Origin of the sequence: Streptomyces herbicida (assembly GCF_032656585.1) — a bacterium.
Classification (GTDB): Bacteria; Actinomycetota; Actinomycetes; order Streptomycetales; family Streptomycetaceae; genus Streptomyces; species Streptomyces herbicida.
Genome location: NZ_JAUYWJ010000010.1, coordinates 190,381 through 216,003, shown reverse-complemented (window position 1 = coordinate 216,003; position 25,623 = coordinate 190,381). Strand labels below are relative to the sequence as shown.

Sequence of the window (25,623 nt, the reverse complement as noted above, 5' to 3'; positions counted from 1 at the left end):
CCATGCCGGGTTTCGCCCTCACCACGGCCACCGCGCTGACCTGCGCACACCAGGGGCAGGTCACGCTGACGCCCGGTCAGCAGCAGGTGCTCGCCGGTGGCGCGCCCGTGGTGACGACGGCCGACGTCAACGTCGTCGCACCGTCCTGTGCACTGTCCTCGTCCACCCCTCCATCCCCCTGCGTGAAGGTCGACTTCGCCCTGGGCGCCTCGGCCCGGGTCCTGGTACAGGGCCGCCCGCTCGTCGTGCAGCCCGCCGGGCCAGCCACGGGCCTGTGCCTGTCCGCCGCACAGGTGCCGCAGGGCCCGCCCGTCGTGTCGGCGATCCAGCAGTGGGTGGTGGCCACATGAGCGCGCACCTCGACTTCCCCTTCCACATCGACGCGCACGGGCGGTCTGCGGGCACCACCGACGAGGGCCATGTCCGCGATCTGATCGAGCAGTTGCTGTTCACCGTGCCCGGCGAGCGGGTGAACCGCCCGGACTTCGGCTCGGGTGTGCTGCAACTGGTGTTCGCCCCGGGCAGCCCGGAACTGGCGGGTGCGGTCGAGTACTCCCTCCAGGCCGCGCTCCAGCGGTGGCTGGCCGACGTGATCCAGGTCGAGCGGGTCGAGGTCGAGACCGAGGAGGCGGAGCTGCGGATCACCGTCGGCTATGTGCTGCTCGCGACGGGCGAGCCGGGCACGGCCGTACTGGAACGGGGGACGGGAGCATGACCGACGTACGTGACCTGCCGCCCTGTCTGCCCGGCGAACGCGCGGACCTGACCCGGGACAGCGGGCTCGGCGCGGTCGTCGCCGTGGACGTCGACCGGGCCACGCGCACCCTGCGGGTGCTGCTGCTCGGCGCGGCACCCGAGCCGCTGCCGGACGTCGGGTGCGTACGGATCGACGGGCCGGGGCGCGCGGTGCACCCGGTGGACGTACGGGTGGAGGGCTCACCGTCGCCCACCCGGCAGGCCACGCTGCTCGTCGCCCTGGACCGGCTGGGCGACCGCTCCCCCTACACGTTCTCCCTCGTCGACCCGGCCCGCCCGGACGCCCCGTTCCCCGGCTTCGACCCCCGGCACAGCGGCGCGCCGTTCACCTTCACCGCCGACTGCGGCGAGGAGGCCGACTGCGCGCCCTTGCCGGACTGCGCGTCCCCCGCGGGGCCGGAGCCCGCCCTCGACTACCTGGCCAAGGACTACGCGAGCTTCCGCCGTCTGATGCTCGACCGGCTCGCCCTCACAGCGCCCCAGTGGGCCGACCGGGAGGTCCCGGACCTCGGCGTCACGCTCGTGGAACTCCTCGCGTACATCGGCGACCGGCTCTCCTACCGGCAGGACGCGGTCGCCACCGAGGCCTACCTCCACACCGCTCGGCTGCGCACCTCGGTCCGCCGTCATCTGCGACTGGTCGACTACCGCATGCACGACGGCTGCAACGCCCGTACCTGGATGCACCTGGAGGTGGAGAAGGCAGCGGTGCTGCGTGCGGGAACATACTGGTTCGCCACCGCACTGCCCGCCGGGCCGCTGGTCTCCGAGGCCGAACTTCGCCACGTCCCGGCGCACTTCGAGCGGTACGAGCCCGTGGTGCGGGCCGATCTCGCGCTGCGCCCGGCGCACAACCGGATCCGGCTGTGGACCTGGGACGGCGAGGAGTGCTGTCTGCCCGCCGGGACGACGTCCGCCACCCTGGTCGACCCCGGAACCGCGGACGCACGCCTGCTCGCGCTCGCGCCCGGCGACGTACTGGTCCTGGAGGAGGTGCGCGGACCGGCCACCGGTGCGCCCGGCGACGCCGATCCACGCCACCGGCAGGCCGTACGGCTCACGGCCGTCGAGAAGACAATGGATCCGGTGCACCGGCAGCCGCTGCTCCGGGTGAGCTGGGCCGCGGAGGACGCGCTCACCTTCCCGCTGTGCCTGGCCGCCGTCGGCGGTGAGCGGTGCTGTCTCATCGCGGACGTCAGTGTGGCCCGCGGCAATGTGGTGCTGGTCGACCACGGCGGCAGCGGCACGCCTCCCGTCCGCCTGACCGCGCCCGCCCCGGCGGCCCGCCCGGTGGTCTGCGACGGACCCGGCCGCCCACGGCACACCGAGCGGCCCCTGCGGTGGCAACCCCGCCTGGACACCGGCCCGCTCACCCGGCGCGCCCCCTACCCCGGCCCGGCCCAGATCGCCGCCGCGCAGGCGAAGACGCTGGACGCGATCCCCGTGCGAGCGGCCAAGGCAGTCGAGGACATGTACCGGCGGGTGACGGCCGGCGGCCCGCTCACCGGCGCCGACCTCGCCCTGGCCCGCACGCTGTGGGGCGAGCGTGCGGTGGCCGGCGCGGGCCTGGACAGGGCCCGCGACGCCCGGGAACGGCGGGCCGCACTGGTGCTGCTGCGCTCCCGGTCCGCCGCGCTGCTGGCCCGCCGCACGGCACGGCTGGCCACACTCGCCGCGCACGCCCGTAGCGGCGCGCCGCTCGACGCGGAGACGGCCACCGAGGTCGTGGCGGGCTGGGGTCCCGTGCTCGCCGCCGGTCTCGATCCGGCCGATCCGAGGGCCGCCGGGCCCGCATCCGCCGCTCTCACCCAGGATCCCCGGCTGGCACTCCCCCAGCTGACGCTCACTTCGGCGGGCGAACGCTGGGCCGTGCGGGCGGACCTGCTCGACAGCGGCCCCGACGATCCGCACCTGGTGGCCGAGGCCGACGACGACGGCACCGCCCGGCTGCGCTTCGGCGACGGCCGGCTGGGCCGGGCCGTGACGGCCGGACAGGAGTTCAGGGCGGCCGTCCGGGTCGGCAACGGGCCCGCGGGCAATGTCGGGGCGGACACCGTCGTGCACCTCGTCGTCGGCGCGCCGACCGGCGCGCATGTCACCGCGGTACGCAATCCCCTGCCCGCGATCGGGGGCACGGCGCCCGAACCCGTCGCCGACGCCCGGCTGTTCGGGCCCACGCAGTACCGGCACCGGCTGGAGCGGGCGGTCACCGCGGAGGACTACAGCGCGCTCGCGGGCGAGCTGCGCGGGGTGCAGCGGGCGGCCACCGGCCTTGCCTGGAACGGCAGTTGGTACGAGGCCGAGGTGGCGGTCGACGCGCTCGGACGTGGCGAACCGCCGCTCGCGCTGCTGCATGCGGCGCGCGACCGGCTCGCGCTGGTCCGGCGGATCGGCCACGACCTGCGCGTGGACCCGCCCCGTACGGTCCCGGTGGCGGTACGGCTGCGGCTGTGCCTGGCACCGGACGCCCGGCGCGCCGCCGTGGAACGCGAGGTGCGCGCCCGGCTCGGCAACGGCCCCGGAGGGCTGTTCCACCCCGACCGGCTGACCTTCGGCAGTGACCTCTACGCCGGGCGGCTGGTCGCCGAGGCCATGGCGGTGCCGGGTGTGGTGTCGACGACGGTGCTGCGGCTGGGCCGTGCGGAGGCGGCCGTGCCGCTCGTCCCGGACGACGGGGTGCTGGCCTTCGGGCCGCTGGAGATCCCCTCGGGCGGCGCCGATCCCTCGGGGCCGGGCGCCGGGGTACTGCGGATCGATCTGGTCGGAGGACGGTGAACCCCCATGTGCGCTACCGGTGAGGGCCCCTGCTGCTGCACGACGCAGGCGCAGACCCCGCTGCCGAGGGACAACCCGCCCGGCGCGGCGGCCCTGCACGCCAGGGCGGGCACACACGCGGCGTTCCTCGCCGCGATGACCCGGGCGCTCGCCGGCTCCGCACACCCCGCACTCGCCACCCTCACCACCCGGGACCCGGCCGACCCCGCCCTGGCCCTGCTGGACGCATGGGCCTGCGTCGGTGACGTCCTGACCTTCTACCAGGAGCGCATCGCCGACGAGGGCTACCTCGGCACGGCCACCGAACGCCGCTCCCTCGTCGAACTGGGCCGGCTCATCGGATACCGCCCCCGTCCGGGCCTGGCGGCCGACGGCTGGCTCGCCTACACCCTGGATCCCGATCCGGCGGACGTGGCGGTGACCGTTCCGGCCGGATCGCAGGTGCAGAGCGTTCCGGATCCGGGTGAGCAGCCGGTCGTGTTCGAGACGGCGGAAGAGCTGGTGGCGCGGCCGTCGTGGGGAGTGGCGCGGGCCCGGGTACGGCGTCCGACGGCGTTGACGCGCCGTACTCTGCGGGGACGGCGGGTGGTGTACGTCGAGGGCGTGAGCACCGGGCTCGCCCCCAACGACCGGCTGCTGTTCCACTTCGACGACGGCGAGCCACCGGACGTCAGGATCGTGGAGTCCGTCCGCACCGACCCGCTGGCCGGCACGACCTCCGTCGGTTTGGTGGGGATCCCCGACGAGAACGATCGGCAGCGCGGGGACGGTCCCGGAAGGAGGGGCGACGCGGCATTCGTACGGCTGGACGCGCTCCGTGTGAGGGCGGCACCGTACGGCGCCGCCGCGCCCCTGATGCGCAGCGCCCCTCCCGTGATCGGAGCGACCGCCGCGGTCCAACTGGACTTCGAGGAATGGCCGTTGGACACGAGTCTGTACGACCTGCCCGATGCCCGGCGGCGACTGCTTCCGCTCGACGGGGACCACCCACGGATCCTCCCGGGCAGCTGGATCGTCGTCGACCCGCCGGGCGCCGACGGCGTGCCGCACCGGGTGCGCGACGCGCGCAGCACCGGCCTCACGTCCTACGGAATCTCCGCGCGGTCCACCGTGCTGGCCCTGGACGAAGAGTGGTTCACCTCGGCGCCGCACGGCCTGAAGGATCTCCGCGGCTACACCGTCCACGCCCAGGCCGAATCCCTCCCCCTCGCCCCCGAGCCCGTCACCGACGGCGTCACGGGCACATGCATCGACCTCGACCGCGTGATCGACGGGCTGCCTCCGTCCCGCACGGTCCTGGTCACCGGCTCACCCACCGACGGCTCCGCCCCCACCGGCGAGGTCGCCCACGTCGAGTCCGCGCTGCCCGGCGACGACCCCGAACGGCCGGGCGCCCCGCCGTACACCGTCCTCACCCTGGCCGCCCGTCTCCGCCGCACCTATCGCCGCGACACCGTCACCGTGTGGGGCAATGCCGTACGCGCCACCCACGGCGAAACCAAGGACGAACCCGCGCTCGGCAGCGGCGACGCGGCCCGGCCCAGCCAGAGCTTCACGCTCGGCGCGCATCCACTGACCTACGTGGCGGCGCCGGACGCCGACGGCGAACAGGCCGAACTCACCGTCCGGGTGGGCGAAACGGCCTGGCACGAGACGGACGAGATCGCACGCAGCGGCCCGGCCGACCGCTCCTACGAACTCCATACGGACCCCACCGGCACCGCCACCGTCACCTTCGGGGACGGACACCGCGGCGCGCGGCTGCCCACCGGCGCGGCGAACGTCGCCGCCCGCTACCGCGTCGGCATCGGCCGCGCCGGCAATCTGCGGGCCGGGCAGCTCAGCCAGCTGCGCACCAAGCCCCTCGGGATCAGCGCCGTCACCAACCCGCTGCACACCGGCGGCGGCACGGACGCCGACACCGACGCCGCGCTGCGCGGCCGGGCCCCATTGCCGACGCTGGCGATGGACCGGCTCGTCGGCCTGCGCGACTACGCCGACTTCACGCTCGCCCGGGCCGGCATCGGCAAGGCGGCCGCCACCCGGCTGGCCGTCGGCGGCCGCGAACTCGTCCATGTCACCGTCGCCGGTGTCGACGACGCCGGCCTCGACCCCGACTCGGCAGTCCTCACCTCCCTGCTCACCGCGTTCCGCCGTTACGGCGACCCGGGCGTGCCGGCCGCCGTCGCGCCCCGCACCCGCTGGAACCTCGTGTTCCAGGCCCGGATCGGCATCGATCCCGACCGGTCCCCCACGCTGCTGGAGCCGCACGTCCGGGCCGAGTTCGAGCGGGTCTTCGGCTTCGAGGCGCGGGAGTTGGGCCGGAGCGTCTACCTGGCGGAGGCCGTGGCCGCGCTGCAGGGCGTGCCCGGGGTCGTCTTCGTGGACGTACGGAGGTTCGGCGCGACGCTCGGGGACACGGTGGCCGATGCGGACGCGGTCACGGGGGTGGCGCAGCGCGTCCTGGCCCGCCCGGCACGGGTCGAGGGCGACCCGCTCTCGCAGTCAGTGCTCCCGGCGGATCTCGTCACCGCCGCCCCCGGCCTTCCCCGCTTTGTCGTACTGGATCTGGAGGTGGCCTCATGACCAGCCCGCCCGCCGATCGCCTCTACGAGCTGCTGCCCGCGATCGACCGCATCCGCGACGAGGAACAGGGTTTCCCGCTGCGGGCGTTGCTGCGGATCGTCGAGGAGCAGGTCCGGGTGATCGAGGACGACCTCGACACCTGGTACGCCAACTGGTTCGTCGAGACGTGCGAGGACTGGGTGGTGCCGTACATCGGTGCCCTGGTCGGCGCCCGCCGTCCGCCGCCCGGCGCCGCACCCGGGGCGATCCGTGCCCTGTCCCCGCGCCGGGACGTCGCGGACGCCATCGCCAACCGGCGCCGCAAGGGCAGCGCGGCGGCGCTCGAAGCGGTCGCCCTGGACAGCTCCGGCTGGCCGGCGCGGGCGGTCGAGCTGTACCGGCATGTGGTCCGCGCCCAGCACGTACGCCACGTACGGCTCGACCGTCCGGCCACTCTCGCCGTGCGCGACGCCCTCGCCTGCGCTCGGCTGGGCGGTCCCTTCGACGACGCGCCGCATCTGGTCGACGTGCGGCGGCCCAACAGCGCGGCGACCCGGGGGCTGCACGGCATCCCGAGCCTCGCGCTGTTCGTCTGGCGGCTGCGGGCCTTCCCGGTGACGAAGGCGCCCGCGTTCTGCATCGACCAGCGCTACAGCCGCTACCTCGTCAACGTCCTCGGCATCGACACCCAGTTGTTCACCCCGGCTCCGCAAGGTCCGGCGCCGGCCCGGGTGTCGGGTCCGGGCGATGTGCCGCACCCGCTCGGCCGGGAGGAGTTCGCGGACGCGGTATCCGAGTACTACGGCCCCGGCAGGAGCCTGCGGATCTGGCGGGACACGCTCGACAACCCCGTACCGGCGGAGCGGATCGTCGTCGCCGACCTCACTGGCTGGCGCTACCGCCCGCAACCCGGGCAGGTCGTCGTCGACCCGGTGCTCGGCCGGATCGCCTTCCCGCCGGACGAGGCTCCGGAGGACGGTGTCTGGGTGAGCTGGTACTACGGCTTCGCCGAGGCCATGGGCGGCGGCGCCTATCCGCGGCCGGTGACACCGGTCGGCGAGCGCCGGCTGTACGCGGTCGGCGGTACGGACGGGCTGGGGTCCATCACGGCGGCGCTGCGGCAGTGGCGAAGGGACAAGACCGCGGACCCGTCGCTGCACGAGGCCCTGATCGAGATCCGTGACTCCGCCGACTACACCGAGGCGCTGCGGATCGATCTCGACCCGGACGACCACCTCGAAGTACGCGCCGCACCTCACCAGCGCCCGGTCGTGCGCCTCCTCAACCAGAAGGCCAACCGCTTCGACGCGCTGACCGTGCGCGCCACGGCGAAACTGCCCCCGCCCGGTACGGTCGCCGACTGCCCGCCGCCGGCCGCACGCCGCCCCCGCCTGATCCTGGAGGGCCTGACGGTGACCGGACGCAGCCTGGACGTGGTCGGTCAGCTCGGCGAAGTCGTCCTGCGTCACTGCACGTTGGTGCCCGGCTGGGAACTGGACCACGACTGCCGCCCCCGCTGGGGCGCCGAACCGTCCGTCGAACTGCGCCGCACCACCGCGCGGTTGCGGGTGGAGCACTCGGTGATCGGCACGATCGTGGTGGACCAGGACGAGACGAAGGGCAATCCACTGGACATCGAGATCCTGGACTCGATCGTCGACGCCACGGCCCACGACCTTCCCGCGCTGACGGCCCCCGAGGACCGCTTCGCGCACGCCGCGCTCACCCTGCGCCGGTGCACGGTGCTGGGCGACGTACGCGTCCATCTCCTCGCCCTCGGTGAGGACAGCATCGTCACCGGCTGTCTGCACACCTGGCGGCGCGACACCGGATGCCTGCGGTACTCGTACGCGCCGGTGAGCCACCCGGGCCCACCCCGCTACCGCTGTGTGCCCGGCCCGGGAGCCACCGCTCCCCGCCCCCGCTTCACCAGCACCCGCTACGGCCACCCCGCCTACTGCCGGTTGCACCCCTCCTGCGACCCGCTCATCGCCGCCGGTGCCTGCGACGGTTCCGAGATGGGCGCCTTCCACGACCTGTACCAGCCCCAACGTCTGAGCGGCCTCGTCGACCACCTGGCCGAATATGTGCCTCTCGGCGTCGAGGCAGCCGTCATCACCGCCACCTAGGGGGACGCGCCGTGCACGGTGACTTCTCGAACATCACCTTCTCACCCGACCGCAACTACTCGACCGTGTTCGACCTTCAGGGCCGGGTGGGGCTGGACGCAAATCGCAATGAGCAGACGGCGATTCTGCTGCACTACCTGCGGACGGCGATGACCGATCTCGTGGGGCCCCACGCGGGACCGGCCGCCGATCTCGGGTTCGTCGTCAAGGACTTGGCGGACCTCGACTTCACCATCAAGGGCGGCCGTTACTACGTCGACGGGATCCTGGTGCACAATCCCGCCGACGTCGCGTACACCGCGCAGCCGCACGCCTTCATCGACGCGCGCGGCCCCGACAAGCTGACCGGCCGCCGCTACCTGGTCTACCTCAAGGTCTGGGAGCGCCATGTCACCGAGGTGGAGGACCCTGCGCTCCACGAACCCGCACTGGGCCTGCACCACCCCGACTCGGCGAGCCGGGCCCAAGTGGTGTGGCAGGTGCGGGCGCACCCCCTCACCGGCGACGAGGAACCGGACACCTGGCTGGACGCCCAGCGCTCAGCCGACCGGACCGGCGCCCTGCAGGTGCGGGCCACCCGGGAGGAGGGCGCCGACGACGACCCGTGCACGGCGCTCCCCGGCGCGGCCTACACCGGTGAGAACCAGCTGTACCGCGTCGAGATCCGCAGTGGGGGCACGGCGGGCGAGGGCGCGGGCTTCGTCTGGTCCCGCGACAACGGCTCGGTGATCTTCCCGATCAGGGGCTGCGAGAAGGACACGGTCCAGGTGACGACCCTGGGCCGCGACTGGCACACGGCACTGGAGCCGGGCCAGTGGGTCGAGGTGGTCGACGACGCGGTGTCCACCCGGCGGGAACTGGGCACGCCCGCCCCGGCAGCGCCGCTGCACCGGGTCGAGGACATCGACCTCGACACCCTGACGGTCACCCTCGCCACGGCGCCCTCGCCACCCGGCCCCGAGCGCCACCCCTATCTCCGCCGCTGGGACCACGTTCCCCCCGCGAAGGCCCCCGACGGTGCCGTCCCCATCACGGAGGGCCCCTGGATCCCTCTGGAACACGGCATCGAGATCCGGTTCGCCCCGGCCCCGGACGGTCCGGCCCATCAGTACCGCAACGGTGACTACTGGACCTTCCCCGCCCGGCGCACCCTCGCGGACGTCGTCTGGCCGCACCCGCAGGGATGTCCACCGCACGGGGTGCCGTACCACTACGCTCCGCTGGCGCTGGTGACGGGCAGCAAGGTGAGCCCGCTGCTGACGTCGTTCGCGGTGCCGCTCTCGCCGGGGGCGTAGGGGTGCGTCTTGAGCATGCACGACCACACCTGCACCACCGCGTCATCGCGGGAGATCCGGTCGCCGGGCGCCCTGGACCAGGGGCGTCCGCTGGAGCGGCGCACGCGTACGGCCTTGGAGCCGAGGTTCGGCTTCGACCTCGGGCATGTCAGGGTCCACACGGACGCCGGAGCGGCCACGACGGCACTTGTGAGGGGAGCCGAGGCGTACACGACCGGCCCGGACATCGTCTTCGCACCCGGCCGCTATGCGCCCGGTACACGGGCCGGGGACAGTCTGATCGCCCATGAACTGACGCATGTCGCACAACAGCAGGGCACCACAAGGGCATTGACGCCGCCGGGCGTCGCGCCCGTCGACAGTCCCGGCGAAAGAGAGGCACGGAGCAACGCCGCAGCGGTGCTGAGCACCGGTCCCGGTGCCGGATCCCCGCTCCCGGTGCGGACCCGGGCGACCGCTCCGGTGCTCCAGTGTCAGGAGATGTCCCCCGAGGACCAACGGGCCGGCACGATCACGGCGTTCCGGAACGCGGTGCGCGGTCGGGACTGGGGGACGGCCGCGCGCCTGCTGGCCGAGATGAGCACCGGTCAACGGCAGACGGAACTGGGGCTGCTCCCGTCGGATACGCGCGCTGTGCTGCGTACGGCCTCCGCGGCACTGGACCCCGGCCCGGACAACCCGGTGACCCGGCAGATCGAAGCCATTGAGCACGGCGGCGGCGCCGAACCCGCCGAAAGGATCTCTCCGGCACCGGAGCGTCTCGACGTCGCCCGGATGAGCAGCGTCGACAAGTTGCTGCGAGCCTGGGAGTACGCCAAACCCCGGATCGGCGACGATGTCCGCGAGCAACTGGCCGGTCTCGTCACGCCCCAGTCCCTTGCCGCGATGGCATTCTTCGTCGCCCTCTACATCGGCTCGCAGGTGACCCCGGTCGGCTGGGTGGCCGACGCGCTCGCGCTGGCGGGGCTGACCGTCTCGGCGGTCTTCGCGGGGCGCGTCGTCTTCGACGTGGCCACGGACGTCACCCGGTTCTTCCTCGCGATCAAGGCCACCGACGAGGCCGGACTGCGCACCGCGGGCGAAGCCCTCTCCCATGCGATCGCGGTAGGGGGCGTGGCCCTGGTCATGGAACTGCTCACCAGGTCCGTCCGCGGCACGGGCGGCGCGGGCCGTTCCGGTGGGGGCGCACCGCCCACGGGCTATGCGCCGGCCGTCACTCCGGAAGGTGTGCGGATCTGGGTGCCGGTGGCGGCGGCCGAGCAGGCGGTGGCCGCATCGCGTCTGCAGCGGGCCGCCGCCACGTACATGGTGGCGGCGCCTCCGCCACGGGGACCGTCCTCGAGCGGCGCACGGGAAAGCACACCCGCGGCCGGGGGAACGCGACCGCAGCGGGGACCCGAGGTCTTCGACGAACTCTCCGAAGAGCTGGGGCTGGAGGCGGAGCGGCAGCAGGCGGGTACCGGCAACGCGGTCCAGGATGCCCAGCAGGCGGGCTTCGTGGGCGAGGAAGGCGCGCCCGGCACCGTGGACGCGGCATTCCAGCAGCACGGCGACGCCTCGGCCGTGCGGTCCGAGTACGGGGTGTCGGGCAAGGAGGTCGAGTCCGCGCACATCGGTCCCACCTCCTTCCTGAAGAAGGTGGGCGGCTACAGCCGCCGGGCGGCCGAGACGCTGTTGCTCAGACGTAAGGTCCACGGCGCGTTCGACCGCTACTGGAAGGACTGGGCCAGGGACCAGCGCCGGGCGGGGCGGACGGAGGTGACCGTGGCGTCGCTCTACGAGGTGATGCTCAAGGCCATCGACCAGATCCCGGAGCTGGAGCAGCGGACGAAGAACGCCCTCGCGTGGCGGCTCGAACTCGAGTTGTTCCGCGATCTCGGGCTGCAACCGCAGGACACGGTCCCGCTGCCCTATCCGAACGTGAAACCTACTGGTCCTGCCGCCCCGTGAGGTCGGGCGCGCGGGCCGGGCGGAAGTCGTCGAGCCAGTCCCTGACGCGCTCCACGATGTCGTCACGGCCCGTCAGCAGAGCGGACTCACCGGCCACCCGCGCGTCCGTCGTCGCGACGACGCGGGCGCGCAGCGCGGATGTTCCCGGTTCCGACCACACGGTGATCAGCAGGATGGCGGTGGGGGTCTCCGGTATCTCGGTCATGCCGGTCCGCTCGTCGGGAAGGGCCGTGGGCCGGCCCGGGTCCAGGGTGGCCGACCCGTGTCACATGCCCGTCAACCGCGGGTCACTGCGGAGACCGGGAGACCTGGAGACGGGGAGACCGGCAGCATCGCCGTGAATCCGGGGGAAGGACCGATTCCCAGTTCTCCGTGGAGCAGGTCGCGAAAGGCCCGGTAGTGCCGGATCGCCTCCAGCACGTTGTGCTCGGCGAGATGGACCGCGACGACCGCCCGGTGGGCGCTTTCCCGCAAGGGCTCGATGTGGACGCTTTCGAGGGCGGCTTCCAGGGCGAGGGCGTGGTGGCCCTGGGCGAGGAGGCGTTGGGCCAGGGCCTCCAAGGCGTGCAGGCGGAGCTGGCGGAGGCGTTCGCGTTCGAAGAGGATCCAGTCGTCGTCCCAGCCGGGCAGGAGGTCGCCCGCCCGCAGGAGGTGACGGGGCGGGTCGGGCGGTGGGGCGGTTGCGGGGGACGACGCGCCGACCATGTGCAGGGCCGAGTCCATGAGGGTGCGTACGTCCACCGTGACGGTCTCGGTGAGCGAGAGGGTGTCGCCCTCACTGCACACCAGCGGCTCGCGCCGTCCCCGGTGCAGCCGCCACAGGGCCGTGCGCAGGCTGCCCAGCGCGCGTTCCTCGGTGACGTCCGGCCACAGGGTCCCGGCGACGACCGTGCGGCTGCCGTGATGGCGCAGGCCGAGGTAGGCGAGAAGGCGTTGGGCTCCGGTGCCGACGTCGACGGCGGTGGGGCCGTAGGTGAGGGTGAAGCGGCCGAGCAGGCCGACCCGTGGGGCGAGGGTGTCGGCGGTGCTCATGGTGTGGTCCCGGCACCGTCGTGCGTCGTCCTGGACCTGCTGTCCTCGGCCATGGCACCTCCCCCGGCGCGGTGTGCGGGCCTGTCGATGCAACCGCATCGGGAGTTCGGCCGCATCGGGGAGTTCCCCATGCCCGTATGCATTTTCACTAATCGCCAATACCGGACAAGGATGCTCAATCACCCACATCGATCACCTTCGCGGGGCATCCTGATGACGTGGCACCCGGCCGCGTGGGGACGGCGGGGGTACCGGGGGGCGTCATGGACGATACGGCGGTCGTGGTCGGCGCGGCGGTGGCGGACAGGGCGATGCGGGCCGCCGGGGACGGGCCTGTTCCGGTGGGGCGTGATCATGAACGCGACCTGCTGGAACGACTGTTGGACGGGCTGCCGGACAGCGGCGGAGCGCTGATCCTCAGCGGGGATCCGGGGATCGGCAAGAGCGTGCTCCTGCAGTACGCGGTCGACCGGTGCCGGACGACCGTGCTGCGGGCCGGCGGGGTGGAGTCGGAGGCCGTGCTGCCGTACACGGTCCTCGCCGATCTGCTGCTTCCCCTGCGCGCCTACTTCGCGGAACTCCCGTCGGCGCAGCGGCGGGCGGTGGAGGGCTGTCTCGCGCTGGCGGACGCGGGCGAGCCGAATCCGTACGCGGTGTGCGCGGGCGCGCTCGGCGTACTGACCGCGGCCGGGGAGGAACGGCCCCTGCTGGTCGTCGTCGACGATCTGCACTGGGTCGATCCGTCGTCACGGCAGGTGCTGCAGTTCGTGGCGCGCCGGCTGACCACGGAGCGGGTCGCGCTGGTGATGGCCACACGGACCGGCACCGACGAGGACGGCGCCTGGGAGAGCGTGCCCCGGGCGGCGCTCGCGCCGCTCGTCGACGACGACTGCTGGGCGCTGTTGCGCAGGCACGGGCTCGACCGGGCGGACGCGGCGGCGGGCCGGCTGGTCCGACTGGCGCAGGGCAATCCGCTGGTGCTCGTGGAGTACGGGGCGGCGCTCGCCCGGTCGCGTGCCATGGGGGCCGACCCCTGGGACCAGGCCTGGGAGGCTCCCGGACCGCTGGTGGAACGGGCCTGGCGGGGACGGCTACGGGCACTGCCCGGCCGTACGCAGCAGGCGTTGGTCTATGTCGCCGCCTGTCGCACACCCGAACTGACCCTGCTGGCAGGGGCCTTGGCGGGACTCGGCATGGGACTCGACGCGCTGGACGCGGCCGAGGAGGCGGGGCTGGTGCGGCTGCGGGACGGGGTCTGCGAGCTCCGGCACCCCGTGCTGCGGCCGGTGGTGCTGGCAGGGTCTTCAACGGCCCGGCGGCTGGAGGTGTACCGGCGGCTGGCCGCGCTGTCCTCCGGCGAGCTGCAGACCTGGTACCTCGCCGCCGCCGCGCCCGGCCCTGACGAGGAGGTCGCCGCCCGGCTGGCCGAGGACGCCGAACGGGCCCGCGGGCGGGGCGCCTTGGCGGCTGCCGCGCACGCCTGGCACCGCGCGGCCGAGCTGTCCCCGGACCCCGCCGACGCGGCCCGCCGGCTCCTCGACGCCGCCCGTGACGCCTTCTACGGCGGTACGACGCGTGACGCCGCCCACTGGTGCGAGCAGGCCCTGGCGTACAGCCGTGACCCTCGGCTGACCGCCGACATCGAGTTGCTGCGCGGGCAGGCCTGCACCTGGCTCGGTGACCCGGCGCGCGCCCATCGGCTGCTGGTCGACGCCGCCCGCGCGGTGCAGCCCGTGGACCGCTCCCGGGCCTGTCTGCTGTACGGGGCGGCGGTGGCGCCCGCGACAATGGACGGCCGGTTGCGGCGTGCGTCCGACATCGCGGCCCACTGCCAGGTACTGGCCGACGGCGGCCGCGACACCCAGCGCCGGCATGCGGCCGTGATGCGGGCCAAGGCACAGGCGCTGGGCGGCGACGTCCGCGCGGGCCGCGCGGCGCTGCTCGCGCTGCTGGACGAAGGCCTCGCCGCGTCGGCCACGGACGCCGGGCACGGGCCCGCGGCACGCGTCCGGCACCTCACGGAGGACATCGCCCACAGCCCGGAGGAACGCCAGGTCGCCATGGACCTCGCCCAGGGGCTCGCCTGGACGGACCACGAGGAGGTCGCCCGCCGTGTGCTGGACGCGGTGATCGAGGTTACCCGGCGCGGCAGTTCACCGACCCTGCTACCGTACGCGCTGCTGGGGCGGTGCGAGGTGGAGATGTGGACCCGGTGGCCGACGGCACGGGCGGACGCCACCGAGGCGCTGCGCTGGGCCGAGGAGTTCGGCCATCTGGCGATGACGGGCTATGCGCTGATGCAGCTGGCGCGCCTGGACGGACTGCGCGGCGACACGGCGGGCTGCGAGGAGCGGGTGGCGCAGTACGAGCGCTGGTGCGGCGACCGGCTGCGCGGCCTGAGCATGTTCGCGCAGGGGGCGCTGGGCACGGCCGCGCTGACCGCGGGCGATCCGGACGGCTGCCGTACCCACTTGGAGGCGGCCTTCCACATGGCGGACGAGATGGGGCTGGTCAACCCCAATCTCATGCCATGGGTGGCCGATCTGGCGGAGGCATGTCTGCGCACCGGTGCCAGGAAACGGGCCGTCGCCATCGCCGACTGGCTCGCCGAGCGCGCCCGGGCGACCTCGCTGGCCTGGCCCGCGGCCGCCCACGCCCGGTGCCGGGTGATGCTCGCGCGGTCCGCCGACGAGGCCGCCGACTGGCTGTCCACCGCCGAACTCGCCCACGCCCGGCGGGAGATGCCCTTCGAGAGGGCACGCACCCGTCTCGTCGGGGGCGAGGTGCTGCGCAGGCTCCGTCGTCCGTCGGCGGCACACGAGCCGCTGCTGTCCGCGCAGCGGACGTTCAGCGCGCTGGGCGCGCTGCCGTGGGCGGCCCGGGCCGGGGCCGAGGTCGCGGCGGCCGGGCACCGCACCGGCGTCCGCCGGGCCGAGCCCGATGTGCTGGAGTTGCTCACCCCGCAGGAGTTCCAGGTGGCGCGCGCCATCGGCGAGGGCCTGAGCAACGTCGAGGCCGCCGCGTCCCTGTTCCTGTCCCGCAAGACGATCGAGGCCCATCTCACCCGCGTCTACCGCAAACTGGGCGTCCGCTCCCGCTCGGATCTCGCCCGCTGTCTGGCGCACGCCGGGCTCGTGGGGTGAAACGCGCCGACGCCCTGTGGCCCCGCACCCCGGTGCGGGTTACTCGGTTCCGACCTCTGGCCCCCGGGACATACCGAACGGTATACAAGCCTGGTCGAACGCGCGAGAGCCGCCTGCTGGTGTCGGCCGCGCGCGATGTTCCGTGCTCAGGGGGGTCTTCGATGGTGAACGACACACATCCGGGCGAATCGGCAAGACCTCGGCGGTGGCCGGTCGCGGTGGGGGCGGCGCTCGGCGGCTGCACCCTCGTCGCCGCTTCCGCCGTACCGGCCTCGGCACACCGCCACGACACGCAGTACGTGTCGCTCGGGGACTCCTACACCTCGGGCCCCCTCATCCCGCGGCAGGTGGACGCGAACTGCGCCCGCTCGGATCACAATTACCCCTCGATCGTGGCGGCACAGCGCGGTGTGTCCGCGTTCAAGGACGTGAGCTGCGCCGGAGCGACCACCGAGGAGATGTGGAAGCCGCAGGGCACCAACGGTCCCCAACTCGGCGCGGTGCGACGGGACACCGACCTGGTGACGGTCCAGATCGGCGGCAACGACGTCGGCTTCGGCTCCATCATCCAGACCTGCGCCCGGCTCGCCTCCCAGGACCTGGCGGGAAACCCGTGCCAGCGCTACTACGCCTCGTCCGGGACCGACCAGTTGACGCTCAACATCGTGCAGAGCGCGCCGAAGGTCGACCGTGTGCTGCGCGCCGTGCACGCCAGGGCGCCGCACGCCCGGCTGCTCGTCGTCGGCTACCCGGACCTCCTGCCCGACGACGGCAGCGGCTGCTACCCCTCGGTGCCGTTCGCGTCGAAGGACTTCCCCTATCTGCGGGACACCGAGAAGCGCCTGAACCTCATGCTGCGCCTGGTCGCCGCCTGGAACCACGCGGAGTACGTCGACACCTACGCGCCCACGCGCGACCACGACATGTGCAAGGCCCCGGCCGACCGCTGGATCGAACCACTGCAGCCGGCCTCGCCCGCGGCCCCCGCACACCCCAACGCCACGGGTGAGCAGGCCATGGCGGGTGCGGTACTGGAACGCCTGGAGAAGGGGCGCGGACGCGACTGAGCGGACCGCCGGCCGAGTGGCGACGCCTTCAGCGGCGTAGCGCCTCGAAGGCCTGCCGTGCGGCGATTCCGATCGCCAGGTCGACGTCCGGCGCCAGCTTGGCCCGGCGGTCGGAGCGGGTGAGCGCGGCCATCGCCGCCCGGTCGCCGGATTCGGCCTCCACGACGCCGATCTCGTGCCTCAGGTGGAGGAAGGTTCCGGTCTTGCCGCTCACCCGGAGTGTGTCCGCGCGCAGTTCGCTCGCGAGCCGCTGGGTGAAGACCTGCAGGCCCATGAGCCTGCGCAGTTCGGACGTGGCGTCGGGATGCGCGATCTCGTCCCGCCACACGCGCTCGAGGAGATCGACGAGCGCCGCCGCGGTGCCGAGGTTGGCATGGGCCGGATCCAGCGTCTCGATGGAGTGACGCCCCGAACGGTCGTCGCGGATGGCCAGTTCGAGGGCGAGCGAGAAGTCGTTGCCCGCCGCGCCGGCGGCGCATTCGTACATGCGGTTGAGCCGGTGGCGCATCCGGATGCCGGAGCACTCCCAGGTGCGCAGACGGGCCTCGACGTCCTGCACCGGCAGGAGGTCGAGCAGCGCGTCGGCAGCGGCGTTGTCGCTCACCGAGAGCATGAGGAAGAGGAGGTCGCCGACGGCCACGGTGGCCGGGTGCCGGAATGCCGCGAGCCCGGTGGCACCGACGCTGCTCGTGTCCGGCTCGACGGTCACCGGCCGTGCCGGGTCGAGTTCTCCGCTCGCGATGCGGTCCAGCGCCACGAGGGCGAGCGGGACCTTCACCACCGAGGCCAGGGGCACGGGCTCGTCGACATCGAAGCCGAGCTGCTCGCCGGTGTCGATGCTGCGGGCGAGGAACGATCCGTGGACTCCGAGGGCCGCCCAGTCCGCGGCGATCGCCTCGGCGACCTCCAGCAGGGCACTGTCGCTGGCTACATGGCTCGGGCGGGGGCTCATCCGTGGGCCGCCAGCCGTGCGGAGGCGTCCCGGCGCCCTGTCCCGGGGGGCGGCGTGGCCGGGGTGCTCCGCGCGGCTCCGACGGCTGCCGCCAGCAACATGACCAGCCAGTCCGGCACGCTCGTCACGCCATCGTGACGCCGTGTGGTGCCGGGGTCGTACCCCCGGTGCAGCATCGCGTCGGCGAGCGGCGCCCAACGCGCCCCGTGCAGCCGCGCATAGGACTCCGCGCACAGCAGGGTGACCCGGCCGGCCAGGGTCTCGGCCAGCGCGGTCGCCGTGGGGCCGGCCGCACGGATCAGCCCTTCGGGCAGCCCGGCCCGTGCGGCCGCGCGGGTCAGCCGGTCCTGTGCGTAGGGGACCTGGTCCTCCGCCATGGTGAGGATCGGAACCGCGGCCGGCCGCCGGAGTCGGCCGCGCGCGGGCCGCAGGTCCTCCAGGTGGACCGCGCGCGGACGGGGCCGCTGCCCGCCCTCGACCGGTTTGGTGCGGGTACCGTCCGGCCCGTTGGGCGGCGCGGACGCCAGGCCGAGGGGCACGCGGAGCGCGGCGTTCTCCGGGGGTACGCGCAGCAGTGCGTACGTCAGCGATCCGTCGGCCAGACCCACCAGCCGCTCCTGCGGCGGCAGTTCGTGCACACGCAGCGTGGTGCCGCGTTCGGCGCCCGCGCGCATGACGCGCGCCAGTGCCGCCGGACCGCAGTCCGCCGGTACTCCGACCGCGCCTGCCGCCGCCTCGCGGGCCGACCGCGCGACGTGCCGCAACCGCTGGGCCCGGTCCAGGACGTCCTGGGCGTACGGCAGCAGGAGTACGCCGAACTCGGTGGTAGTGATCCGACGCCGTGAACGGTCGAACAGCGAGCCGCCGAAGTGCGCCTCGAGCGTCTTGATGCGCCGGCTGAGGAGCGGCTGGGCGATCCCGAGCCGGTCGGCCGCGCGCGAGAAGCTCGATTCGTCGACGACCGCGACGTACGCCTCGAGGTGTGCGAGCAAGTCCATCCAGCAGTCATATCAATTGGTTATGGTGCGTTCAAAGTTCACTCTTGGACATGGGTGCGGTTCTGCTGTTTACCTCTGCACATGACCACTTCCGCATTCATGCCGCGGCGCGGCCTGTTCAGGGCCGGCCTCGCCGCCTCGGCCGCCGCACTCACCCCCACTGTCACGGCCTCGTCCGCTTCGGCGCAGGAGCCACCCCAACCGGATGGCGTCGTAGGTGAGTTGCGCGAACTCGAACAGCGATACGCCGCGCGCCTCGGCGTGTACGCCCGTAACGTCCGCACCGGGCAGGTGGTGTCCCATCGGGCGCGGGAGCGGTTCGCGATGTGCTCGACGTTCAAGGCGATCGCAGCCGCGGCGGTCCTGCGCGAACAAGGCCGCTGCTCACCGGTGGACAAGGTGATCCACTACCCGCCCGCGGACCTCCTGGCGAACTCCCCGAAGACCGAGGCGCACGTCGACATCGGCATGTCGCTGGGCGACCTGTGCGCGGCCGCGATCCAGTACAGCGACAACACGGCGGGAAACCTGCTGCTGCGCGAGATCGGCGGGCCGGCCGGGCTCACCGGGTTCTTCCGTTCCATCGGCGACCGGGTGAGCCGTCTCGACCGCTGGGAGACCGACCTGAACACCGCTGTGCCCGGCGACCTGCGCGACACGACCACGCCGGCGGCGATCGGCGGATGCATCGAGCGGTTGACGCTGGGCCGTGCCCTGGCCGACGAGGATCGCAAGCGACTGGTCACCTGGCTGAAGGGCAACACGACCAGCGGCCAACGGTTCCGCGCGGGCCTGCCCGGCGACTGGGTCGTCGCGGACAAGACAGGCACCGGTGACTATGCGACTGCGAACGACATCGGCGTCGCCTGGACCACACGGCGCACACCGGTCGTGCTGGCCGTGCTGTCGTCGAAGACCGCCCAGGACGCGCCGGTGGACAACGCACTGATCGAGTCCGCGGCACGGATTCTGGCGCACGCGCTCGCTCCGGGCGAGTGAGGGGTCACTGCGGGACACGTTTACGCTGAGGGTCCGCCCGGTCGCCGTACGTTACGCCGAGTCCTGTGCGGCGCCGCCGATCACTGGCGGCGCAGGCCGCTGGTGATGCGCTCCCAGCGGGAGCGGGTCGCGCCGAAGCCGGTCTCGTGCTCCCAGATGTGGCTGCACGACGGGCACTGCAGATGGAGCAGGCTGCCGGTGTTACGGAGCAGATACCGCCAGTGCTCGGAGCAGGTGCGGCGCTGCTCGCAGGTGTCGCACCCCTGGCTGTCGTCGCAGTTCGGGCAGCTGACCCAGGCGCGGCGCCCGATGTCGGCCTGCGGGTCAAGCGGCAGCACTGCCGTGTCCCCTCCTCGGCAGCACACCGGCCGCGACCAGGTCGTCGTACACCTGTCGCTGTTCCTCGCTGAGGCCGGAGTACAGCAGGTCGTATGCCGCCTCCTCGTCCTGGAGCACGGCGACGGGGTCCCAGTCGGGGCCGAGGGCATCCAGGACATGGGCCCGCCGCAGCACCTCGTGTGCGCCGAGGTCGACGGCGAAGTCGACCGGCGCGGAGGTGTCCGGCCGTCCGGCGCCGTTCCCGCGCACCGCGTCGGGTTCGTCCGGATCGACAGGATGGGTCGGGCCGTGGGAGGACATGTCACCGAACCTAGGTACGCCCCCTGGCCTGCGGCAAGAGCAGGTGGGAGAAGTCACAGCCGGTCCACCGGGCCGCACCTAGGGAACCCGGGACGGATCGTCCGGTCCCCTCAGGAACTCGAGGTGGGCGAGGTCGCCGGGCGGCGGGGTGGTGACCGACCACAGCGGGGCGGCCGTCCCGTCGGCCACGGCGGCCGGGGCGTCCGTCAGGTTCATCCGTTCGCGCAGCCGGCCGTAGAAGTCCATCGGCCCGAGCCGCACGGCCCGCAGCCTCTGCGGCGCGGCGTACACCCCGATCCAGTCCCCCGGATCGAGCACGCCACGCAGCTGGCCGTCCACGCTGACCGCCGCCCGGCCGGAGCGTTCGAGCACACGCAGTCCGATGGGCTCGTCGGGGGCCGTGACGACCGACCGGTTGAACGTCATGTGCGGAGCGACCGGTGTGAAGACCAGCGCCTCCGAGCGGGGCGACACGACCGGGCCGCCGGCGGCGAAGCTGTAGGCGGTCGAGCCCGTGGGCGTGGCGACCAGCAGCGCGTCGGCGGAGTAGGACGCCAGGAGCCTGCCGGAGATGTAGACGCCGACCGAGACCTGCCGGTCCCGCGACAGCTTCTCGACGACGACGTCGTTGAGCGCCGTGACATGAAGGGGGATGCCCCAGTCCTTGTCTGCCTCGCACTCGGGGCGCACGCTCGGTGGCGGCAGCAGGGGGCCGCGGCCGTACCGCAACAGCCCCTCCACGTCCGAGGGCACTTCGAGGCGGCACGACGCACGCATCGTGAGCAGCATGCGCTTCTCGACCTCGTGCCGCCCCTCCCGCACGGCGTCCAGAGCCGGACGCACCGCTGCCACGGGGGCCTCCGTGAGGAAGCCGACGCGTCCCAGGTCGAAGCCCAGAACCAGGGAGTCGTTCGCGGCGGCCAGCCGGGCGCCGCGCAGGAACGTGCCGTCACCCCCCAGTGTGACGATGAGGTCCGGGTCGCCCGCGGAGTCGAGCTCGTCATGCGTACTGTGCCTGCCGCCGTCTCCCCACACATCGATGTCCGTGCACGGCACGTCGTGCTCGGCACACCACGCGCGTACGGTCCGTGCGGCCTCCACGGCTTCCGGACGCCCACCGTGCACGACCAGGCCGAGCCGATTCACCGTCATATCTGCCTCCAGACAACCCAGCGGAACGGCCAGTAATCCTCACTGGCAACAGGTGTACCGCGGTGAGTGCCACGCCGCTGCGGGCGGGAGTGTCACGAGCATGCGTTCTCGCACCCCGCTCGTGAAAAGGATGCGGTCAGCCGTCGTAGGGCATCGTCTTGGTCACTTTGCCCTGCGGTGAGGCCTCGAGGTAGCCGCCCTGGCTGTACTCGTTGCTGATGTAGACCGCCATGCCCAGCTGGGTGTCGGACAGCGTGTTCGGCTGACGGAGGAGCAGATAGCGGGTCGTGGGCTTGTCGACGTTCAGCTTCTTCTCCGCTTGGGCGAGCAGGGACGGAAGGGCGTCCCAGTTGAAGTTCTTGAGGCTCACCGGCTGGTCGCCGCCCATCAGGGAGCCGGAGATGATGTCTTTCGACACGCCTCCGTCGGTGCGATAGGTGTAGGAGTCGTACTGGGTCCGGCTGCCGGGGGCCATGAGGTCCGCGGAGACGTAGTCGGGGTAGACGGTGAGGTCACCGTAGCTGTGGCGGCCCGTCTCGTCCTCGATGGCCTTCAGCGCGGTGCGGATGCCGTCGGGGGTGAGCAGGTTCTTCGTCTTGCCGGACGTCTGGTGTTCCGCCGGGCTCGGACTCGTGGTCGCTGCGGTCGCATGGGAGGTGGCCCCGGCCGGCGTGCCGGTGGCGCCGGGAGTTCCGGAGGCGTCGTCGCGGTTGCCATCGGCCAGCTGCCCCCTTACCAGGCTGCCGGCCACGATCGCGGCGACCACCGAACCGACGACGACCGCACTCCGGATCCGCCGCTGCCGCTTGACGTTCTTGTCGGCCGGGGAAAGAGCGACATCCGCCGTGGTCATACCCGGAGGGGGGCCAAAGGTCGCCGTGCCGTACGGCGGAGGGGGCGTCGGGGGTGCGAGCGGGGTCGGCGGTGCGAGCTGATACGAGGTGGTCGCCTGCCCGGGGGCGGGTTGGGCCGCGGCGGCGAGCATGCGCTCGACGGTCTCGCCGTCCGGCCGCGCCGCCGGGTCGCGCACCAGGAGGGCGTTGAGCACGGCGGTCAGGGCGCCGGCGTGGCTGGGAGGCGGTACGTCGTCGTAGAGCACTGCGGCGAGCGTGGCCAGCGTCGTGGCCTTGCGCAGTGGGTGGTGACCCTCGACCGCCACGTACAGCATCATCGCCAGGGACCACAGGTCCGCCTCGGGGCCGCCCGGCTGGCCCGAGATGCGCTCAGGTGCCATGTAGTCGGGGGTGCCGATCAGTGCTCCGGTGGCCGTGAGCGTGGTCGACTCACGCACCGCGGCGATGCCGAAGTCGGTGAGGACCGGGCGGCCGTCGCGGCGCAGCAGGACGTTGGCGGGCTTCACGTCGCGGTGCTGGACGCCGGCGGCGTGGGCCGCGCGCAGCGCCGACAGGACACCCTGGCCGATGCGGGCCGCCTCCGCGGGAGCCATGGCGCCGTGGCTGAGCCGGTCGGCGAGCGAACCGCCCTCGACGAGCTCCATGACGATCCACGGGTAGGAGTCCCCGCCGCCGTCGACGATGTGGTGGATGGTCACGACGTTCGGGTGCTCGACCCTGGCGAGCGCGCGGGCCTCGCGCAGGACCCTCTCCCGCAGCATCCGCGCGGCCTCCGGGTCGTACTCGGCAAGACCGGGATCCTGTGGCCGTACTTCCTTGATGGCCACACTGCGGTGCAGCAGCAGGTCGTGGGCGCGCCACACCGTGCCCATGCCGCCGCCACCGAGCCTGACCTGCAGTTCGAAGCGGCCGTCGACGATCCGTCTGCCGCTGTCCCCCTCACTCATGCCCAGGAGAATAGCCCGGGTCATTCCGCCCGGCGCTGAGGGCCCCTGTCGCACCCGCCCGGGCCGGGCGCAGCAATTGCACGGCTCCGGGAGCTACAACTCGACGGGCGTGCCCTTCGCGTCGGCGGTGACACGGAACGTGCGCCGGTATGCGGTGGGCGTGACACCGAGGGCCGCCTGCAGGTGCTGGCGCATCGACTGGGCGGTGCCGAAGCCCGCATCCCGTGCCACCTGGTCGACGGAGAGGTCGGTGGACTCCAGCAGATGCCGGGCGCGTTCCACGCGCTGCTGGGTGAGCCATTGGCCGGGGCTGACGCCGGCCTCCTCACGGAAGCGGCGGGTGAAGGTGCGTACGGACATGGACTCCTGCTCGGCCATGTCCCGCAGCTGAATCGGCTCGTGGAGCCGGCCGAGCGCCCAGGCGCGGGCCGCGGTCGTGGTGGCCACTTGCGGGTCCGGCACCGGGCGGTGGATGTACTGCGCCTGACCGCCGTCGCGGTGGGGCGGTACGACGGTGCGGCGAGCGACGTCGTTGGCGACGGCGGTGCCGTGGTCGCGGCGCACGATGTGCAGGCACAGGTCGATGCCGGCGGCGACCCCCGCGGAGGTCAGGACGTCGCCGTCGTCGATGAACAGGACGTCGGCGTCCACCTTCACCTGGGGGAACAGCCGCTGGAAGCGATCGGCGTCCGCCCAGTGCGTGGTCGCCGGGCGGCCGTCGAGGTAGCCGGCCGCCGCGAGGACGTACCCGCCGGTACAGATCGCCGCGAGCCGGGTGCCGGGACGGATGTACGCGAGCGCGGCTGCCAGCTCGTCGGTCAGCAGACCCTTCTCGAAGACCGGCCCCAGTTCGTACGAGGCCGGGACGACGACCGTGTGGGCCGTGGCCAGGACCTCCGGACCGTGCCCTACCTGGATGGCGAAGTCGGCGTCGGTCTGGACCGGACCCGGCGGCCGGACGGAACAGGTGATCACCTCGTACAGGTGCCGCCCCTGCGCGTCCTTGGGGCGCCCGAAGATCCGGTGCGGGATGCCCAGCTCGAAGGGGAGCAGGCCGTCGAGGGCGAGGACGACGACGCGATGCGGACGGAAGCCGGAGGCACGGTCGTTGCTGCGCATGGCCCGATCCTAGCGGACAGCACCGATCGCGCCAGATGAGCATCCGTTCGCAATAAACCGAGACCGACCGGCGAGCGACAGACAGGAGAAATAAAATATTTCAACTTTCCAGCCGATTTATCGTGCCCGCAATTCCCATTCCTGTGTTTGAACCAGCCTGCAGTGGTGAGTCGAATAAACGAACCAGGCGCCGACGAGACGTTGGGAGTGAAACCAATGGCCGGCAACCAGAAGGCGAAGGCCAAGGCCGAGCAGGCCAAGGGCAAGGTCAAGGAGGCCGCCGGGCGCGCTGTGGGCAACGAGAGCATGGAGGCGGAAGGCCGCATGAAGCAGTCCAAGGGCGATGCCCGACAGGCGAAGGAGAAGACCAAGGACATCTTCCGCCATTGACCGGGGAAACTCGACAGCCGCAATAGACTGGAATGGCCCTGGGGGTCGGCCATTCCAGGAGGAAGCGATGTTGCGGCACACCCGACTGTCCGGCGAGTCCGACGACTATCTCGCCGCCCGCGAGGAACTCCGCCGCGCCGAGATCGACCTCATGCGCCGGCGCGAGGAGGTCGCGGCCCGGCGACGGGCGCTGCCCCAGGGGCCGGCCGTCGACGACTACGTCTTCCTCGAGGGCCCGGCCGATCTCGACGCCGGCGACACCCCCGTCCGCGAGGTCGCACTGAGCGGGTTGTTCACCTCGCCGGACCGGCCGCTGATCGTCTACCACCTCATGTACGGCAAACTGCAGACCGACCCGTGCCCGATGTGCACCCTGTGGATCGACGGCTTCAACGGCGTCGCCCACCACGTGAACCAGAACGCCGACTTCGCCATCGCCGCGGCCGCCGACCTGCCCGCCCTGCGGCAGCACGCCCGCAACCGCGGCTGGTCCCGGCTACGCCTGCTGAGCTGCGGGGACAGCTCCTTCAAGTACGACCTGGGCAGCGAGGACGAGGACGGTGCGCAGGACTCGACGATCTCCGTCTTCACACGGGACGACGACGGCACGGTCCAGCACCGCTACTCCGCCCACCCGCGCCTGGCCAAGGACATCGCCGAGCGCGGCATCGACCTGCTCGCCCCGGTCTGGCACCTCCTCGACCTGACACCGGCCGGCCGCGGCGACTGGTACCCGCAACTGTCCTACTGACGCAGGCTCGCCGGCTCGGGGGCTGCCCAACGCACCTGACAGATCGTCGTGACGGACGCTATGCTCGCCGCGATGACCACTCACTGTGTTGACAGATTGGGGGTCCCGTC

21 protein-coding genes are annotated in these 25,623 nt (G+C 72.8%); 12 read left to right on the top strand and 9 right to left on the bottom strand.

Going from position 1 to position 25,623, the window contains the following annotated elements; translation table 11 throughout:
• Positions 1 to 2: 2 nt before the first annotated feature.
• The 7 genes from Q8A52_RS22175 to Q8A52_RS22145 are packed head-to-tail and all read left to right on the top strand — an operon-like array spanning position 3 to position 11,470.
• The gene (locus Q8A52_RS22175) at positions 3 to 350 is read left to right on the top strand and encodes a hypothetical protein (RefSeq protein ID WP_316754438.1); all 348 of its coding nucleotides are present in this window, start codon (positions 3 to 5) and stop codon (positions 348 to 350) included.
• On the top strand, positions 347 to 715 hold the full coding sequence (locus Q8A52_RS22170) for a GPW/gp25 family protein (RefSeq protein ID WP_316754437.1): 369 nt from the start codon (positions 347 to 349) through the stop codon (positions 713 to 715). Before Q8A52_RS22175 ends, Q8A52_RS22170 begins: the two co-directional genes overlap by 4 nt.
• On the top strand, positions 712 to 3,531 hold the full coding sequence (locus Q8A52_RS22165) for a putative baseplate assembly protein (protein WP_316754436.1): 2,820 nt from the start codon (positions 712 to 714) through the stop codon (positions 3,529 to 3,531). The genes Q8A52_RS22170 and Q8A52_RS22165 overlap by 4 nt, the downstream gene beginning before the upstream one ends.
• Before the next feature lie 6 nt (positions 3,532 to 3,537).
• Entirely contained in the window at positions 3,538 to 6,117 is a 2,580-nt protein-coding gene (locus Q8A52_RS22160; RefSeq protein WP_316754435.1) for a putative baseplate assembly protein, read from the top strand.
• On the top strand, positions 6,114 to 8,225 hold the full coding sequence (locus tag Q8A52_RS22155; protein WP_316754434.1) for a hypothetical protein: 2,112 nt from the start codon (positions 6,114 to 6,116) through the stop codon (positions 8,223 to 8,225). Before Q8A52_RS22160 ends, Q8A52_RS22155 begins: the two co-directional genes overlap by 4 nt.
• 11 nt (positions 8,226 to 8,236) lie before the next feature.
• Positions 8,237 to 9,520, top strand: a complete 1,284-nt coding sequence (locus tag Q8A52_RS22150) for a DUF6519 domain-containing protein (RefSeq protein ID WP_316754433.1) — start codon at positions 8,237 to 8,239, stop codon at positions 9,518 to 9,520.
• A 15-nt stretch (positions 9,521 to 9,535) separates the two neighbouring features.
• Positions 9,536 to 11,470 (top strand): eCIS core domain-containing protein, encoded by a 1,935-nt coding sequence (locus tag Q8A52_RS22145; RefSeq protein ID WP_316754621.1) that lies wholly within the window; start codon positions 9,536 to 9,538, stop codon positions 11,468 to 11,470.
• On the opposite strand, the gene Q8A52_RS22140 is transcribed toward Q8A52_RS22145, so the two are convergent.
• Together Q8A52_RS22140 and Q8A52_RS22135 are read right to left on the bottom strand one after the other, a co-directional pair.
• On the bottom strand, positions 11,448 to 11,675 hold the full coding sequence (locus Q8A52_RS22140) for a hypothetical protein (RefSeq protein ID WP_316754432.1): 228 nt from the start codon (positions 11,673 to 11,675) through the stop codon (positions 11,448 to 11,450). The genes Q8A52_RS22145 and Q8A52_RS22140 overlap by 23 nt on opposite strands.
• A 71-nt stretch (positions 11,676 to 11,746) precedes the next feature.
• Positions 11,747 to 12,502 (bottom strand): AfsR/SARP family transcriptional regulator, encoded by a 756-nt coding sequence (locus Q8A52_RS22135; RefSeq protein WP_316754431.1) that lies wholly within the window; start codon positions 12,500 to 12,502, stop codon positions 11,747 to 11,749.
• 263 nt (positions 12,503 to 12,765) lie between these two features.
• Here Q8A52_RS22135 and Q8A52_RS22130 point away from each other — a divergent pair, with 263 nt between their 5' ends.
• Positions 12,766 to 15,645: a LuxR family transcriptional regulator gene (locus tag Q8A52_RS22130; RefSeq protein ID WP_316754430.1), complete on the top strand. Its 2,880-nt coding sequence runs from the start codon at positions 12,766 to 12,768 to the stop codon at positions 15,643 to 15,645.
• Between the two features lie 161 nt (positions 15,646 to 15,806).
• Positions 15,807 to 16,712 carry an SGNH/GDSL hydrolase family protein gene (locus tag Q8A52_RS22125; RefSeq protein WP_316754429.1) on the top strand — a complete coding sequence of 302 codons (906 nt, stop codon included), beginning with the start codon at positions 15,807 to 15,809 and terminating at the stop codon, positions 16,710 to 16,712.
• A gap of 28 nt (positions 16,713 to 16,740) precedes the next feature.
• Here Q8A52_RS22125 and Q8A52_RS22120 read toward each other — a convergent pair whose 3' ends face one another.
• Together Q8A52_RS22120 and Q8A52_RS22115 are read right to left on the bottom strand one after the other, a co-directional pair.
• A complete protein-coding gene (locus tag Q8A52_RS22120; protein ID WP_316754428.1) occupies positions 16,741 to 17,664 on the bottom strand; it encodes a serine hydrolase in 924 nt (307 codons plus the stop codon).
• Positions 17,661 to 18,662 (bottom strand): LysR family transcriptional regulator, encoded by a 1,002-nt coding sequence (locus Q8A52_RS22115; RefSeq protein WP_316754427.1) that lies wholly within the window; start codon positions 18,660 to 18,662, stop codon positions 17,661 to 17,663. Before Q8A52_RS22115 ends, Q8A52_RS22120 begins: the two co-directional genes overlap by 4 nt.
• Positions 18,663 to 18,743: 81 nt before the next feature.
• Between Q8A52_RS22115 and bla the strand changes: the two genes are divergently transcribed.
• A complete protein-coding gene (bla, locus tag Q8A52_RS22110) occupies positions 18,744 to 19,661 on the top strand; it encodes a class A beta-lactamase (RefSeq protein WP_316754426.1) in 918 nt (305 codons plus the stop codon).
• 80 nt (positions 19,662 to 19,741) lie between these two features.
• On the opposite strand, the gene Q8A52_RS22105 is transcribed toward bla, so the two are convergent.
• The 5 genes from Q8A52_RS22105 to Q8A52_RS22085 all read right to left on the bottom strand — a co-directional run bounded on the left by Q8A52_RS22105 (position 19,742) and on the right by Q8A52_RS22085 (position 24,372).
• Entirely contained in the window at positions 19,742 to 19,999 is a 258-nt protein-coding gene (locus tag Q8A52_RS22105; protein WP_316754425.1) for a hypothetical protein, read from the bottom strand.
• Positions 19,986 to 20,300: a DUF6400 family protein gene (locus Q8A52_RS22100; protein WP_316754424.1), complete on the bottom strand. Its 315-nt coding sequence runs from the start codon at positions 20,298 to 20,300 to the stop codon at positions 19,986 to 19,988. Before Q8A52_RS22100 ends, Q8A52_RS22105 begins: the two co-directional genes overlap by 14 nt.
• Positions 20,301 to 20,378: 78 nt before the next feature.
• A complete protein-coding gene (locus Q8A52_RS22095; protein WP_316754423.1) occupies positions 20,379 to 21,452 on the bottom strand; it encodes an NAD(+)/NADH kinase in 1,074 nt (357 codons plus the stop codon).
• 136 nt (positions 21,453 to 21,588) lie between these two features.
• Entirely contained in the window at positions 21,589 to 23,253 is a 1,665-nt protein-coding gene (locus Q8A52_RS22090) for a serine/threonine-protein kinase (RefSeq protein ID WP_316754422.1), read from the bottom strand.
• A 93-nt stretch (positions 23,254 to 23,346) separates the two neighbouring features.
• Positions 23,347 to 24,372: a GlxA family transcriptional regulator gene (locus Q8A52_RS22085; RefSeq protein ID WP_316754421.1), complete on the bottom strand. Its 1,026-nt coding sequence runs from the start codon at positions 24,370 to 24,372 to the stop codon at positions 23,347 to 23,349.
• A 216-nt stretch (positions 24,373 to 24,588) separates the two neighbouring features.
• Here Q8A52_RS22085 and Q8A52_RS22080 point away from each other — a divergent pair, with 216 nt between their 5' ends.
• Together Q8A52_RS22080 and Q8A52_RS22075 are read left to right on the top strand one after the other, a co-directional pair.
• A complete protein-coding gene (locus Q8A52_RS22080; RefSeq protein ID WP_316754420.1) occupies positions 24,589 to 24,762 on the top strand; it encodes a CsbD family protein in 174 nt (57 codons plus the stop codon).
• Between the two features lie 67 nt (positions 24,763 to 24,829).
• Complete coding sequence (locus Q8A52_RS22075; RefSeq protein WP_316754419.1) at positions 24,830 to 25,513, top strand: DUF899 family protein; 684 nt, start codon at positions 24,830 to 24,832, stop codon at positions 25,511 to 25,513.
• The last annotated feature ends 110 nt before the right edge of the window (positions 25,514 to 25,623 follow it).

What these genes read in the sequence shown, in the direction of transcription:
- Q8A52_RS22175 (WP_316754438.1), top strand. Translation starts at nt 3, where the DNA reads ATGCCGGGTTTCGCCCTCACCACGGCCACCGCGCTGACCTGCGCACAC.
- Q8A52_RS22170 (WP_316754437.1), top strand. Translation starts at nt 347, where the DNA reads ATGAGCGCGCACCTCGACTTCCCCTTCCACATCGACGCGCACGGGCGG.
- Q8A52_RS22165 (WP_316754436.1), top strand. Translation starts at nt 712, where the DNA reads ATGACCGACGTACGTGACCTGCCGCCCTGTCTGCCCGGCGAACGCGCG.
- Q8A52_RS22160 (WP_316754435.1), top strand. Translation starts at nt 3,538, where the DNA reads ATGTGCGCTACCGGTGAGGGCCCCTGCTGCTGCACGACGCAGGCGCAG.
- Q8A52_RS22155 (WP_316754434.1), top strand. Translation starts at nt 6,114, where the DNA reads ATGACCAGCCCGCCCGCCGATCGCCTCTACGAGCTGCTGCCCGCGATC.
- Q8A52_RS22145 (WP_316754621.1), top strand. Translation starts at nt 9,536, where the DNA reads ATGCACGACCACACCTGCACCACCGCGTCATCGCGGGAGATCCGGTCG.
- Q8A52_RS22140 (WP_316754432.1), bottom strand. Translation starts at nt 11,675, where the DNA reads ATGACCGAGATACCGGAGACCCCCACCGCCATCCTGCTGATCACCGTG.
- Q8A52_RS22135 (WP_316754431.1), bottom strand. Translation starts at nt 12,502, where the DNA reads ATGAGCACCGCCGACACCCTCGCCCCACGGGTCGGCCTGCTCGGCCGC.
- Q8A52_RS22130 (WP_316754430.1), top strand. Translation starts at nt 12,766, where the DNA reads ATGGACGATACGGCGGTCGTGGTCGGCGCGGCGGTGGCGGACAGGGCG.
- Q8A52_RS22125 (WP_316754429.1), top strand. Translation starts at nt 15,807, where the DNA reads ATGGTGAACGACACACATCCGGGCGAATCGGCAAGACCTCGGCGGTGG.
- Q8A52_RS22120 (WP_316754428.1), bottom strand. Translation starts at nt 17,664, where the DNA reads ATGAGCCCCCGCCCGAGCCATGTAGCCAGCGACAGTGCCCTGCTGGAG.
- Q8A52_RS22115 (WP_316754427.1), bottom strand. Translation starts at nt 18,662, where the DNA reads ATGGACTTGCTCGCACACCTCGAGGCGTACGTCGCGGTCGTCGACGAA.
- bla (WP_316754426.1), top strand. Translation starts at nt 18,744, where the DNA reads ATGACCACTTCCGCATTCATGCCGCGGCGCGGCCTGTTCAGGGCCGGC.
- Q8A52_RS22100 (WP_316754424.1), bottom strand. Translation starts at nt 20,300, where the DNA reads ATGTCCTCCCACGGCCCGACCCATCCTGTCGATCCGGACGAACCCGAC.
- Q8A52_RS22095 (WP_316754423.1), bottom strand. Translation starts at nt 21,452, where the DNA reads ATGACGGTGAATCGGCTCGGCCTGGTCGTGCACGGTGGGCGTCCGGAA.
- Q8A52_RS22090 (WP_316754422.1), bottom strand. Translation starts at nt 23,253, where the DNA reads ATGAGTGAGGGGGACAGCGGCAGACGGATCGTCGACGGCCGCTTCGAA.
- Q8A52_RS22085 (WP_316754421.1), bottom strand. Translation starts at nt 24,372, where the DNA reads ATGCGCAGCAACGACCGTGCCTCCGGCTTCCGTCCGCATCGCGTCGTC.
- Q8A52_RS22080 (WP_316754420.1), top strand. Translation starts at nt 24,589, where the DNA reads ATGGCCGGCAACCAGAAGGCGAAGGCCAAGGCCGAGCAGGCCAAGGGC.
- Q8A52_RS22075 (WP_316754419.1), top strand. Translation starts at nt 24,830, where the DNA reads ATGTTGCGGCACACCCGACTGTCCGGCGAGTCCGACGACTATCTCGCC.